General features: G+C 37.1%; 8 protein-coding genes and 2 pseudogenes. 2 read left to right on the forward strand and 8 right to left on the reverse strand.

All coding sequences use genetic code 11. The annotated features are described in order from the left end of the window. Positions 1-14: 14 nt before the first annotated feature. From AC1DG9_RS05715 to AC1DG9_RS05745, 7 genes and pseudogenes are all read right to left on the reverse strand, one after another. A complete protein-coding gene (locus AC1DG9_RS05715) occupies positions 15-2,378 on the reverse strand; it encodes an ABC transporter permease (RefSeq protein WP_477634395.1) in 2,364 nt (787 codons plus the stop codon). A 17-nt stretch (positions 2,379-2,395) separates the two neighbouring features. Next, on the reverse strand, positions 2,396-4,768 hold the full coding sequence (locus AC1DG9_RS05720; protein ID WP_477634396.1) for an ABC transporter permease: 2,373 nt from the start codon (positions 4,766-4,768) through the stop codon (positions 2,396-2,398). Between the two features lie 16 nt (positions 4,769-4,784). Further along, the gene (locus AC1DG9_RS05725; RefSeq protein ID WP_477634397.1) at positions 4,785-5,597 is read right to left on the reverse strand and encodes an ABC transporter permease; all 813 of its coding nucleotides are present in this window, start codon (positions 5,595-5,597) and stop codon (positions 4,785-4,787) included. Then, complete coding sequence (locus tag AC1DG9_RS05730) at positions 5,594-6,913, reverse strand: ABC transporter permease (protein WP_477634398.1); 1,320 nt, start codon at positions 6,911-6,913, stop codon at positions 5,594-5,596. Before AC1DG9_RS05730 ends, AC1DG9_RS05725 begins: the two co-directional genes overlap by 4 nt. A gap of 5 nt (positions 6,914-6,918) precedes the next feature. Beyond that, complete coding sequence (locus tag AC1DG9_RS05735; protein ID WP_337715347.1) at positions 6,919-9,312, reverse strand: ABC transporter permease; 2,394 nt, start codon at positions 9,310-9,312, stop codon at positions 6,919-6,921. A 22-nt stretch (positions 9,313-9,334) separates the two neighbouring features. After that, positions 9,335-10,009: pseudogene (locus AC1DG9_RS05740) on the reverse strand (ABC transporter ATP-binding protein). Between the two features lie 47 nt (positions 10,010-10,056). Continuing rightward, on the reverse strand, positions 10,057-11,301 hold the full coding sequence (locus AC1DG9_RS05745; protein ID WP_477611747.1) for an efflux RND transporter periplasmic adaptor subunit: 1,245 nt from the start codon (positions 11,299-11,301) through the stop codon (positions 10,057-10,059). 182 nt (positions 11,302-11,483) lie between these two features. On the opposite strand from AC1DG9_RS05745, the gene AC1DG9_RS05750 reads away from it, so the two are divergent. Then, complete coding sequence (locus AC1DG9_RS05750; RefSeq protein ID WP_337715349.1) at positions 11,484-12,854, forward strand: sigma-54-dependent transcriptional regulator; 1,371 nt, start codon at positions 11,484-11,486, stop codon at positions 12,852-12,854. Further along, positions 12,854-14,215, forward strand: coding sequence for a sensor histidine kinase (locus AC1DG9_RS05755; RefSeq protein ID WP_172660632.1), 1,362 nt, complete (start codon positions 12,854-12,856; stop codon positions 14,213-14,215). The genes AC1DG9_RS05750 and AC1DG9_RS05755 overlap by 1 nt, the downstream gene beginning before the upstream one ends. Here AC1DG9_RS05755 and AC1DG9_RS05760 read toward each other — a convergent pair. After that, positions 14,216-15,092, reverse strand: a pseudogene (locus AC1DG9_RS05760) (sugar phosphate nucleotidyltransferase). Positions 15,093-15,254: the final 162 nt, after the last annotated feature.

Below are 15,254 nucleotides of genomic sequence, written 5' to 3' on the forward strand. Positions count from 1 at the left end.
TGATCGAGTTTAGGTTATTCGTACTTCAAGGCATCAATTGGGTTTGCTTTTGCCACTTTTACCGACTGTGCACTTACAGTTAGAACGGCTATAATAAGTGATAGAATTGCTGCTATTGCAAAAGGTAAAGGGGAAATAGACACTTTAAATTCATATCCAGACAGCCACTTATTAATAATGATATAGGCTAGCGGAAACGCAATTACATTGGCTATGGCCACCAACTTTATAAAATCTTTATTTAAGAGTGTAAGAATATTAAGATTACTGGCACCTAAAACTTTACGGATGCTGATTTCTTTTTTACGCTGTTCTGCCATATAAAGAGCCAACCCTAATAAGCCCAGGCAAGAAATAAACACGGCAAAACCACCAAACCAATTAGATAAAGTGCCTAGTAATTTCTCATTGGCAAACTTACCTTCAAAAGAATCATCTACAAATGTTCTGTCTACAGGGTATTCAGGGTTAAGTTTCTTTACGGTATTATCTATAGTGGCCACCGAGGTACTAACATTTTGATCCKGATTTAAACGCACTATAATATATCTTGCCGGATTATCATTCATGGCAATCAAAACAGGGTTTGCCTTTTGATATGGAGATTCCATCACATAATCCTTAAGCACTCCAATAATAGTTATGTCAGTATTTCCCCATTTTATCTTACTGCCAACAGGCTTAGTCATCCCCATAATTTTAGCAAGAGCCTCATTAATCAAAACATTTGTTGAGTCGGCAAACTGAGGGCTAAAATCTCGGCCATCAACCAGCTCCATACCTGTTGTTTTAACCAGGTCATAGTTTGTAAACCTAAAATTTATCAGGATCTTATCATTTAGATTTTTACCTGGCCACCTTACATCATATCCATTATTGCCACCAGCTGTTAGCCTTTGCGAGAAACTAGTTACTGATGTTACGGCACCCGATTTCAGCAATTGGTCTTTAAGTATTTCTCTTTTAGCCGGAGTTTTCAAATTCCCCTGTATAGGAATTTCTATCAGGTTATTTTTATTGTATCCAATTGGCTTATTTTTAATGTAATTCAATTGTTGATAGATAACGATGGTGCAAACAATTAAACAGGCTGCAAATACAAACTGGAAAACCACCAATCCCTTGCGAACAGACAATGAAGAACTTCCTGATAAGGTAAATCCCTTAAGCACTTTAATTGGGGCAAAAGATGAAAGATAAAATGCTGGATAACTGCCCGACAGCAAACCGGTTAAAACTGTTAAACTGAATAGCGTACCCCAAAATTGCCAATTGCTGTAATCAATTGACAATTGAATACCTATTATGCTGTTAAAATAAGGCAAACTAATCTCTATCAATACAAAGGCTATAAGCATACTCATTAAGGCCATAAGCATTGATTCCATCATAAATTGCCCTACCAGGGCCTTCCTGCTCGAACCAATGGCTTTACGTACCCCAACCTCTTTAGCTCTTTTCTCAGAGCGGGCAGTAGATAGATTCATAAAGTTTACACAGGCAATTAGGAGGATGCAAAAGGCAAGTAAAAAGAAGATTTTCAGCTGGTCAATTTTACCACCAACAGGCAAGCCATTTTCAAATGTGCTATACAAATGCCATTTAGATAGTGGGTATAAAAAAAGCTCACCATTGCTGGTTTTATCATGAGATTTGATCATTCCATGAAACTGTTTATTGGCATTTTCGAAGAAAGAATTGTCTTTAAACTGAACAAACGTTAAACAAAAATTAGTACCCCAGGATGCATCTTTTGTCCACTGATTTAGTTTTTCGTACAATGCCCATGGCATCAGAAATTCATATTGAATGCTGCTGTTCTTTGGCACATCAGCAACAACCCCTTCTACTTTTAACTCTTCACTATTATCAAGCTTCAGAGTCTTATTCAAAGGATCCTCATCTCCAAAAAGACTTTTTGCAAGTGTTTCTGTAAGCACTATGGAATTAGGATTCTTCAAAAATTCTGAAGGGTTTCCTTTAAGCACCTTCAGATCGAATATCTTGGTGAAGTCTGCATCTACAAAGACACTTCCTTTTTTAAAGCTGTTTTGTTTATAAGTGATTAACCTATCAGTTGGATAATCTAACCTTGCAATCTTTTCTATCCCAGGAACCGTTTGTTTTGCCTCGACAGCTAATACTCCGGGAGTAGCCGCAAAACTGAAAGTTTCTGTAGGCGTTTTCTGATTGTTATAAACAACATAGGTTTTGTCGAAATCAGTGAATTGCTTATCATAGCTCCATTCATAGGCAACATACAGCAATAAGATCATACAACTGGCCAACCCAATACCMAGGCCACCAATATTTATAAGTGTAAACCCCTTATTTTTCCAAAGGTTGCGTAATGCAATTTTTAAATTCAGTTTAAACATTATGATTGAGTTTAAGGTTATTCGTATTTTAATGCATCAACAGGATTAGCTTTTGCAGCTTTATAAGCCTGAAAACTTACTGTTAAAAAGGCGACTGCACTTGTACCAAATATTGCGGCTACTATAATCCACCAGGAAATTACAGTGCGGAACTCAAAATGCCCTAGCCATTTATTCATCAAATAATAGGCAACGGGTACGCCAATTATAATTGCTACCAAAATCATTTTCATAAACGATACAGATAGCAGCTGCATGATACTGGCTACCGAGGCACCCAGAACTTTACGTACACCAAACTCTTTAGTACGCTGCTCTGCGCTGTAAGCAGCCAAACCAAATAACCCTAAGCAGGATATAAATATGGCCAATCCACCAAACAAGTTTGATAAAATACCGAGAACCTTCTCTCCCTGTAGCTTTTTGGCATACAGATCGTTAACAAACTTCAAATCAACCGGATAAGCTGGATTTATTTGTTTGSTTATCTGCGTTATCAACTCAACATTTTTGGTTAAACTATTATCTGGGTTAAGACGCATGGTGATCTGACCACCCCATCCCTGACTAAAAGCAACTACCATTGGTCGGTCGGTATAATATGGAGAGCCCCAAATGAAATCCTTGAATACCCCAACTACAGTAAAATCATTACCATGATATTTTACTGGTGTACCAATTGGATTTTTAAGTCCCATCAGTTTCACTGCAGTGCTGCTCAACATTAGCGCTGCAGTATCTGAAGCAAATGATTTAGAAAAATCACGTCCCGAAACCAGTTGTATTCCATTTGTTTTGGTAAAGTCATAGGTAGTAGCAATTTGATTAAAAATTACATCCTTATCTGCCTTGGTCATTCCAGGCCATTCAAAATTCCAAAAACTAGAACCACTGTTAGATAAACTTCCCGATGACTGGCATAAAGCTGTAACTGCACCTGATTTTAATAGCTCTGTTTTAAAAAGATCAAACTTCCCTCCAAGCTCACCTTCCTGGGGCATCTCGGCCAAAAGGTTAAGGTCATAACCTACCGGTCTGTCTTTGATAAATTGGACCTGTTTATAAATAACCAGGGTAGCAATAATGAGTATAATAGCAAAACTAAACTGACCAATAACCAGTACCTGCCTCAAACTAACAGGGATAATTTTTGTTCTTGCAATTTTTCTTTTTAGGGTTTGTATAGGATTAAAGGATGAAAGATATAATGCAGGATAACTCCCAGACAACAATCCTGTTAATAGAATTATAGTTGTAATACCAACCCAATAGCCGGCACTGTAATAATCAATACTAAGTTTTATATTAAGCAGGTTATTAAATGTTGGGAGTAAGATTTCGACCAATACAATGGCCACCAATACACTAATAACAGTTAGTAAAATCGATTCTGTTAGGAATTGAGAAATTAAGGAAGCCCTGCTTGCTCCTATTGTTTTTTTAATGCCAACTTCTTTTGCCCTTCTTTCAGATTTGGCTRTTGCCATATTCATAAAATTAATACAGGCAATAAACAGAATGCCTAATGCTAAGGCAACAAATAAATAGATGCGTTCAATATCCCCACCCACACTTTTCCCATTCTCAAATTTGCCGAACAAATGTCTATCGGATAACTTAAATATAAAGGATTCATCTGTTGAATAACTACTGTTCTTTTTTATAATTCCTTTCATCTTTGAATTTATCAAAGGAATGTTTGCCTGCTCATTTACCCGAACTACGGTTTGCCAGTTGTAATTGCCCCAATCGGGCCTTTTTACCCAATCAGATAGTGCTTCAAATAAAGACCATGGCATCAGAAAATCGAATGTATTTGTGCTATTGCCAGGCAAGTCCTTAATAATACCTGTAACTGTTAAATCTGCCTCGTTGTTATAACGTACTGATTTGTTAAGTGCATCACCATCTTTAAATAACAACTTTGCCATTCCTTCGGTTAAAACCACCGATTTAGGTGTATTTAAAGCAGTAAGCGGATTGCCTGCTATAAACTCATAATTAAATATTTTAAGAATATCCGGATCAGCATATTTAGATTCTTTTTTAAAACTATTTTCACCATTAGCTATTAACTGTTGACCATTATTACTGATACGACTAATCGCCTCAACATCTGGAATTTCTTGTTTTATAACCTGGGCTATTGCATTGCTTGTTAGATCAACAGTTCCCTTAATGTTACCTTTAGCATCTACAAAATTGGTCATTACCTGATAAACATTTTCCGAGCGCTTAAATTGCTTATCAAAACTCCATTCATAGGATACATATAGCAGCAACAAAAGGCATGATGCAAGTCCTATTGCTAAACCAATAACATTAATTATTGATGAAGTTTTATGGTTCCACAGGTTTCTTAAAGCTATTTTTAAATTGAGTCTGAACATTGTATGTTATTTTAGGTTATTCATATTTTAATGCATCGGCAGGATTTGTTTTCACCGCCTTTCGGGCCTGAATACTCACCGTAAGCACGGTAAGAACCGTGGAAAATAATGCTGCAATAACGAAAGGAAAAAGAGGGATGTCTATTCTATAAGCAAAGGTTTCTAACCATTTCTTTGCCAATACATAAGCAAGGGGCCAGGCAATAAGATTAGCAATCAATACTATTCCAATGAAAAAGGTATTTAGCATTTTAAACATCTGAAAATCTGTAGCTCCAAGTATTTTCCTGATAGATATTTCTTTAATTCTATTGTTGGTTGTAAATGCAGAAAATGCAAAGAGCCCCAATACTGCAATAAATATGGTTAGCATTGCTGCAAAGAAAAATACCGACTGAAGCTGTTCCTGTTTTTTAAACAGCTTACCATACAACTCATCCAAAAATTCATACCTGAAATCTTCGCCATCAAGTGTATTAATATCAGACCATTGCGACTTAAGTGCTGCAAGCGCTGAAGTCATACTACTTTGGTCAATATTTACCATTATCTTTATTTTCTTTTCATTGCATGGATTCTTTATCGCATATATTGTTGGTGCTACAGTCGCTTCAAAACCCTGAGCTTTAAAGTCCTTTACCACACCAACTATTTTATAATCCATATTGCAACCTCTAATTACCTTACCTACAGGATTAGTTACTCCGTAACGTGCCACTGCAGTCTCATTCAAAATTGCCGAAACGGCTGTATCAGCAATAAAATCTCTGGAAAAAAAGCGCCCGCTTTTTAACTTAATACCCAGCGTTTCAAAGTAATCAAAGTTCACATCCAGACAATAAAGATGATAGCGATTACAAACTGACCTGCCAAAAGAGAATTCCGCAACCAAAGTGTTTTGTAACTGGTTTGCATATTGCCCTTTAAAACTGATGCTGGTTTATAACCGGAAAGTACCAGTGCCGGATAAATACCGGAGATAACTGTAACTCCTAATAGGATTAATATAAGTTGACCAAAAAGAGCCGTATTTCCATGCCATATAGACAATGGGATACCAAATAAATTATTAAACAAAGGAAGCATCATTTCGGCCAGAATAAGCCCTAATATTAAGGCTAGCAAACATTGCATAAATATCTCTGCAAGGAACTGGAACGTCAGGTTAAAGCGATAAGCCCCCAGTACCTTTTTCACCCCAACTTCCTTTGCCCGTTTGGTAGCCTGAGCAATGGTAAGATTTGTAAAGTTGATACAGGCAATAATGATAATCAGGGTACCTAAGCCAAACAATGCAACTACAATCTTATAATTAGTATCGTTGCCTGCCATTGGCCTTAAGTGCAGGTTCTTTAATGGATCCAGAAAAATAACAGAACGTCCTGCAATTCTTCGGTCATTTGCAGTCATACCGCCTTTAATAAGCTCCGTCTTGTACAGCTGATCTATTTTTTGCTGGAGTGCCTCGATATTTGCTCCATCTTTAACCTGTATAAAGGTTCTAAAATTATTTGTACCGTAATCCTTATTATCTAAACCTATATCCTTTGAGAGCGATACAATATCAAACTTTATATTAGAATGCTCATCTGTCCTTTCAATTGTGCCAAATAATTTAACGGGCTGTGCATCTTTTTTTGGCCCGAGGCCAACCATTGTGGGAAATACTACTTTCTTGTCTGAAAACAGCTCTTTAATAAATAATTTAGGGACATACATCTGAAATCCCGGGTCTTTTTCATCAACTGACTTTGCATCCGGCCAAATATTAAGCATTCTAGCAACTTTAAAATCCATCAACAAAGCTTTGTTTGAATAAACCCTGCCTTTTTCTGTATTGATTGGAAATTCAAACCAAGTAGGAGTCATTTTACCCGCTACCTCTACTTCCGGAAAATTATCCTTAATTAATTTGGCCAGCGGTGCAGGTGTATATTCCGTTTTAAAATCCGGCAAGCTTCTCCCTACCTGATAAATTCTGTCGTAATTCGGCACATCTTTATCATAGCTGGTTTCGTAAGTAACATACAGGATTACTAATATAAAAGCCGCCAAAGCAATGGCAAGTCCACCAATATTAATTGCTGTATAAGCCTTGTTTTTCCAAAGGTTGCGTAGGGCTATTTTGAGGTTCAGTTTAAACATGCTGATTATTCGTATTTAAGTGCGTCAATAGTATTTGCAACTGCAGCCTTATATGATCTTAAACTCACAGTAATTAGGGTAGTGAGCATCGAGATACCCATAGCCAATACAAAAGGCCATATCGTTAAATCCATACGGTAGGCAAAACCAGACAGCCATTTATTGACAAATAAATAAGCCAGTGGCCAGGCAATTAGATTTGCAATGAAAACCATAATCAAAAAAGAGCCGTTCAACATTTTCACTAATTCTATGGTTGAAGCACCTAATACTTTTCTGATTGCTACTTCGCGAGTTCTTTGCGTAGCTACGAAGGAAATTAAGCCAAACAAACCGATAAATGAAATGAAAATAATTACGCCGGCAAAAACTTTAAACAATGCACCGGTTATTTGTTCGCTCTCATAATAACCGTTTATTCTGTCGTTAACAAAATTTGCCTGATAAATACCGTTTGGAAAAGTGCTGTTCCAAATTCTTTCTACCTGTTTCATTGCAGGCATAATTTGTTTAGCATCTATTTTAATAGCGACATTCCAGTATTCTTGTTTCCCAGGAAAAATTGCAATTCCTGAAATACTTTCTTTTAATGATTTATCATTATAATCTTTAACTACGCCGGTAATTGGTAGGATGTTGCCACTTGCATCTATAACTTTCCCTATCACATCCTGAGGATTTGTGACATTAATTTTTTTCAGAAACGTTTCATTCACCACACATCCATTAGCCGTATCGCTTTTCAGAAAAATCTTACCTGCAATTAACTTAAGGTCAAAAAGCTCGAAATAATTTTCATCTGCTCTTACAGTTCTTAATTCAAAATCTTTATTTTTTATTCCGTTATAAGTGAAATCGGTCGAATTTACATCGTTTGATAATGGGGCTGACTGGCAAAAACTAAGGGACTCAATCCCAGGAACCTGCAATATCTGTTCTTTAAACGTATTATATTTAGTCTTGCTTGTGCTATCGGTCAAAATGCCAACCATTGCAACTGCGTTCGGGTCAAAGCCTAAAGATTTCTTTTGCACATATTCCATTTGCCTGATGATTACCAATGTTCCGATAATCAAAACCACAGTTATTGAAAATTGAACCACAACCAAAAATTTACGAAGGCTTAAACTGCCACCATTTAAAGAAATTTTATTTTTTATGGCCAACACAGGGTTTAATCTGGAAATGATAAGTGCAGGATAAAAGCCAGCAAGAAAACCTACAAAAACAACCAAAAGCACCATGAATACTAAAATGCTCATGTGGCTGAAGAGACTAAATTCAATTTGTCCTTTAAAAAGATTTTGCATTGGCGGTATTGCCAGTTCGGCAATAACACAGGCAATTAACAGTGCGATTAAGCTTTGAGCAAAAGTTTCGGTTAAAAACTGTGCGATAAGTTGTTTCCGCTTGCTACCCATAACCTTGCGAACACCAATTTCTTTTGAGCGATTTACAGATTGAGCAGTGCTTAAATTTATAAAATTGATGCATGCTGTTAGAATAAGGAACAGGCCTATTATTGCTAACCCATAGATTTCGCTTTTACCAATTGTCGATTCAAGGAAATTATCGTACTGTGTACTAAAGTGAATATCTCTTAATGCCTGAAGTTGATTGTTTTGATTACCAGCAATTTTCTGAATCGGATAATACTTTTTATTAAACTTATCTAAAGGCACCTGCATATCAGCAAGGGCCACTCCGGCTTTTAAAAGAACATAGCTTGATGAGCTCGAATTAACAGAATCCCAGTTCGTGATATTCCGGCCATAGTATGTCTGATAACTGATAACGATCCCAAGCGGAAAACTGCTATTTTGAGGCATGTCCTGTATTACGCCTGTTACCTCAAGGTTTGTTTTGGCACCTAATGTAATGGTTTTGCCAATAGCATGTTCTGCTGTCCCGAAAAACTTAATTGCAAATGCTTCGGATAAAACGACGGTATTAGGCTTAGATAGTGCTTGCTGAGGATTGCCATATTGCCATCTGATATCATTAAAAACTTCAAAAAAATCAGGGTCGGCATAATATACCGCTTCCTGTGTTTTAATGATCTCTCTTCCTGTCTGGTCTTTCACATGCAAAATACCACCACGTTTTACTATCGAGCCAACCTTTTCAAATCCTGCAATTTCATTTCGTGCCGCGGCTGCAAAAGGAACAGGAACTCCTGCAGAGTAATCATCAAAGGCATTGTACTTCCAATTGGTTACTACTCTGAAAATCCTTTCTTCATTTTTATATCCCTCATCAAAACTCAGCTGAAAACGGATGAACATAAAAATAAGGATACAGCTGGCCATTCCAATTGAAAGACCAAGCACGTTTATAAAGGTATATCCCTTGTTTTTCCAGAGGTTCCGCAATGCTATTTTAAGATTCAGTTTAAACATAGTAACCTAGTTATTAAGGGAATTAGATCAATTCCTCTGTACGCCCCTTATTAATTTTTTCAGAAATAACATGTCCATCCTTTAGGTTGATGATCCTGTTAGAGAAACTGGCATCATGTGAAGAGTGCGTTACCATTACAATGGTAGTTCCTGTTTCGTTCAGCTCACACAATAACTCCATTACTTCATTACCATGTGAACTGTCCAAATTACCGGTAGGCTCATCGGCCAGTACCAGTTTAGGTTTGGTTACCAAAGCTCTGGCAACAGCAACACGCTGTTGCTGTCCTCCAGAGAGTTGTTGTGGGAAGTGTCCGCTTCGGTTTACAATATTCATCCGTTCTATAATCTCATTTACAAGGCGCTTGCGTTCGCCCGCGGCAACTTTGTTATAGATCAGCGGCAGTTCAATGTTTTCAAAAACTGTCAGTTCATCAATCAGGTTAAAGTTCTGGAATACGAATCCCATATTACGTTTTCTAAAGTTAGAACGCTCTCTATCGTTCAGTTTCAGAAGCTCAGTATCAATAAATTTATAACTACCACTTTCAGGTTTATCCAGCAAACCCATTACATTTAATAAGGTAGACTTGCCGCAACCGGAAGGCCCCATTATAGAAACAAACTCTCATTGTTTTACATTAAGATTAATACCATTTAAGGAAGTTGTTTGTATTTCTTCAGTTTTGTTACAGATACAGAGAAGGCCTTTCCTATCTAACTAAACTAAAACTAAACTAATTTCTATTTACTAACTTCAATTATATCATACTGATTGAACTGATCATAAGATGAAGTAATTACTTCCTCATTCTTTTGTAAACCTTCCAGTACTTCATAATACAGATGGTTTTTACGTCCAATCTTTATATTTCTTTTTGTTGCTTTCCCGTCTTTAAGTACAAACGCCCATGACCCGCCAGTGCTTTGAAAAAACTGTCCCTGTGCCAGAAGTAACGATTTACTGTTATCAGACAAGGTTAGTTTTACCTGCAACGATAAACCTCTTCTTAAGCCATCCGGCGATGCACCATCAAATGTCAATTCTATTTGGAACTGACCGGCAGTTACCTCAGGGATTACCTTTTTAACCGTTAAACGATAGGTTTTACCGTTAAATTCACAGTTTGCCGACTGGCCTTCTTTTACCCTGTTAATGTAATATTCATCAACACCAGCCTGTAATTTATAACCTTGTAACACATCAATTTTACCAAGCATTTCATTAGCATTATATGATTTACCTGTTACCGGATCATATGATGATAAGCGGCCTGCAACGGGAGCTTTAATGGTCATATTTTCAATATTCTGTCTAATGGTTTCTAAACTTTTGTTCATTCTGCTTATAGAGAAATCTATTTGTTGCAATTGCATCGTACGACTCTGGTTTTCTTGCTTTACAGCTTCTCTCAGGATTTTTTTACGACCTTGATAATATTCATAGTCCTGACTTGATATGTTAAACTCCTGCAAAGTGATTACCTTTTTTGAATACAATACACTGTCTATTTTATATTTACGTGTTGCCGTTCTTAAACTATTCTCAATATCCATCATATCCTGGCTCATCACCCTTTGGTTTTGTTCAAGATCTAACCTAAGCTTACGCAGCTGATTGATCTGTTCGATTATACTGGTCTCACTAGAGGTATAACTAGATAAAGCATTGGGATTTGTAATTCTTAAAAGAGGTGTTCCTTTTACTACACTGGCTCCATTTTCAGTAAAGATCTCTGCAACAGTACCACCTTCAGGAGAACTGACAATTACAGAAGTTAACGGAACAACACTGGTATTTAATAAAACTACATCTTCAAAATCTCCATAAAGTACTTTATTGATGGTGATTTTATCCGGATCGGCATTGTAAACTTTGTTTAATGACAAACTGTACCCATATGCAACAAGACCCACAAAGATCACTCCTCCTACCAGCATAAGGATGGTTTTCTTATTGAATCTTTTTTTCTCTATTTTCTTATCCATTTTATTTTCTACKCTTAACACTTACCGCTAAGCCAAGTATATGCCAACTGCTCAAATAACTTTTAGACATCTGTAAATCAACTGATTAAATATAACACAAAACAAAACATGTTCAAAATCGGACACTCGATGTACATCATCGAACACTTTTAGTATTTTTGGTTAACAAATTTTTTATTACAATGATAGATGCAACCGTTTTAGTCATTGATGATGATGATGATATCCTTTTAAGTGCAAGATTATTTTTAAAGCAGCATTTTAGTCAGGTAATCACTTGTAAATCACCAAAAGAGATTAATGTATTACTAAGCCGTAATGAAGTAGATATCATTCTGCTTGATATGAATTACCAAAAGGGAGCAAGTGATGGACGAGAAGGGATTTACTGGCTGGAACATATTCTTTCCATAGATAAAGACTATGTAGTAATATTAATGACAGCTTATGGCAATGTTGAACTTGCAGTGCAGGCAATTAAAAAAGGCGCTACAGACTTCATATTAAAGCCATGGGAGAATGAAAAACTATTTGCCACACTGTCTGCCGCTTCACGATTAAGGCAGTCTAACAAAAAAGTAAAAAAGCTCGAAAGAATTCATTCTTCTTTGCAAAAGGACATCAACAGGCAGTTTGAAAACATTGTAGGAAACTCAGAACCTATAAAGCATTTACAAAACACGCTTATAAAAGTAGCACCAACCGATGCCAATGTATTGATTCTGGGAGAGAATGGTACCGGCAAGCAAGTGTTTGCTTATGAATTACACAAACTCTCGCACAGAAAGAACCAGATATTTATGCATGTAGATCTTGGTTCTTTGAATGAAAACCTGTTCGAAAGTGAATTATTTGGCTATGCTAAAGGTGCCTTTACTGATGCAAAAGACGATAAGCCGGGAAGATTTGAAATGGCCGAAGGTGGAACAATATTTCTGGATGAGATTGGCAACCTATCCATGCCGTTACAGGCAAAGCTCCTAAGTGTAATTCAGAACCGTACGGTTAACCGTTTGGGCGAAAGCAAAGAGCGTAAGATCAATGTACGCCTGATCACAGCAACCAATATGCCGCTTAATGAAATGGTCTCCAAAGGTACATTCCGTCAGGATTTACTTTTCAGAATAAATACAGTTGAGCTGCTTTTACCAGGATTAGCACAACGTGGAGATGATATCCTACTTCTAGCAGGCCATTTCTTAAATACTTTTAGTACCAAATACCATAAAAGCATTCTGGATTTCGAACCTAAGGCCGAAGCTATGTTATTAACTTACCACTGGCCGGGGAATGTTCGTGAGTTGCAGCATGTAGTTGAGCGAGCTGTAATCATGTCAGATAGCCTTAAGATCGGGGTAAACGACCTGCAACTCAGTCCACAGAAATTTGGCAGTAGCACACCCATCCAATCTGATATGGGCTTGGAGGAAATGGAAAAACTAATGGTGCAAAAGGCAATAGATAAGCACAAAGGAAACATATCAAGAGCCGCAGCAGATCTTGGATTAACACGTGCAGCACTTTACAGGCGTATAGAAAAATTCGATTTATAATGTTTTACAACCGTTTTACCTTCCGTTTAATAAGTCGCCTGCTGGTCATCAATGCACTGGCTGTTCTGTTGTTTTTTCTCATCAAAAAAACGGAGCTATGGTTTACCATAATAGGTTTAAGCATCATATTGATTGGTACAATGCTAAGCCTCTACTATTACATTAACCAGATCAGGGACGACATCAATAGATTTATTCTGGCAGTAAAAACGCGCGACAATACTTTAAACTTCAAAAATAAAGCAACCAGAGGTAGTTTTCCGGAATTGTATGAATCATTTAACGATATTATACAGGTCCAAAAGGATATACAGCTTGAAAAGGATTCTATGTTTCAGCTTATAAAAACAATTCTGGAACAGGTTCCTGTAGGTGTGATTGTAATAAAAGACGAAAGAGAAGATACAAAACATGAAGAAATTGTATTCTTTAATCAGGCTGCTGCCCAATTATTAAATGTACCTGCATATAAATACTGGCATAGGCTAGGACAACATATTCCCCAATTTGCTACCGAGATAGAATCTATTGGCAAAGGAGGTAAACGGTTTATGGAGCTTAAAATACAAGATAAACTAATCCAGCTATCTACAGAAGTAATCCCACTAAACCTTTACAATACAGACTATACCATCATATCCTTCCAAAACATTAAGGACGAGATTGAGCAAAAAGAATCAGAAGCATGGAACAGGCTCATTGGGGTTATCTCACATGAAATATTGAATTCCATTACCCCTATCAGTTCCCTTTCTAACACGGTAGACGGTATGATTGCCGATAAGCAGAGTTTAAATTTTGAAGAACTTGAAGACTTAAAACCTGCAATAAAAACCATAAGAAGAAGATCGGAAGGTTTGCTGGACTTTGTAAAAGATTACCGTTTAATAGCCGAGCTACCAACACCAGACTTACATTACCATACCATTGGCGAGATTTTGCAGCATATTAAAGTGCTAATGCAGCCCTTTGCCAGCGGCCGAAACATCATACTAAAAGTAGAGCAAACATCCTCAAAAATCAGTATAAACATAGACTTAAAACTGGTAGAGCAAGCATTGATCAACCTGGTTACCAATAGCATATATGCACTTGAGGGCACAACAGAGCATCCTGTTATCGAGATTAACTACAGGTTAGATCAGAACAAGCTATATTTTGAGGTTAGTGATAATGGTAAGGGCATTGAACCTGAGCTATTAGAAAAGATCTTCGTACCATTCTTTACCACCAGAAAAAATGGTTCGGGTATTGGCTTAACCATTACCCGAAACATTATGAAAATGCACCAGGGAAGTTTGGAAGTAGCATCAGTTCCTTTCGAAAAAACTACTTTTTCTCTGGTGTTTAAATATCAATAATTAAATGACTGTACCATCTGGTATAATAGCACCCTTTTTCACTACTACAATACCATCCTTAACGGTATAAAGCGCATGATCGCCATCAGGTAAATGTGCACCCCCAATAATCGTCACATTGTCGCCTATTCTGCTGTTTTTGTCAATTATTGCGTTTACAATTTTACAGTTGTCGCCAATACCTATCAGTGGCTTAGTGCCTTTTTCCTTCTCTATTTCAATCAGGGTCTGGTACTTATCGCTACCCATTATGTAACAGCTTTCTATATGAGTACCCACTCCAATTCTTGAGCGGATACCAATAACAGCATGTTTTATACATTTAGCCTGTAAAATACAGCCTTCGGCAATAATGGTTTTATCTAAAGTTGTTCCTAATATCTTTAATCCCGAAATCAGGAGCGTCTTTAGCATTTACAGGTATGGTTGCAAGTGTAACCTGTACCCCACTATCAATATGTGCCTGCACCATCTCTTTAAAGTCCATCTGATACAACTGATCTCCTGATAAGATCAGTACATATTCAAAGTCATGGTTCAACAAGTGATGCATCGTTTGTCTTACCGCATCGGCAGTTCCCTGAAACCAAGTCGGATTCTCGGGCGTTTGCTCGGCTGCCAGAATATCAACAAAAGCCAGACTAAAGTGGCTAAAGTGGTAAGTATTTTTAATGTGCTTATTTAAAGATGCAGAGTTGAACTGCGTTAAAACAAACATGCGGTGTATACCGGAATTTAGGCAATTGGAGATTGGAATATCAACCAATCTGTATTTCCCTGCAATAGGCACAGCAGGTTTTGAGCGAGTTTGTGTAAGAGGGGCTAACCTAGAGCCCTGGCCGCCGCCAAGAATTACACCCAATACTTTGTCAGTCATGTTCATTCATATTTAAATTTGGTAAAGATCAATATACTGTTGTGCCGCATTATCCCAGGAATGATCGAGCTGCATCATAAACTTACGAATTTCTTTCACTTTTTTCTTATCCAAATATAATTCATAGGCACGCCCCATTGCATGGTTCACATCCCATACGCT

It is taken from the genome of Pedobacter sp. 05L430, from assembly GCF_056397585.1.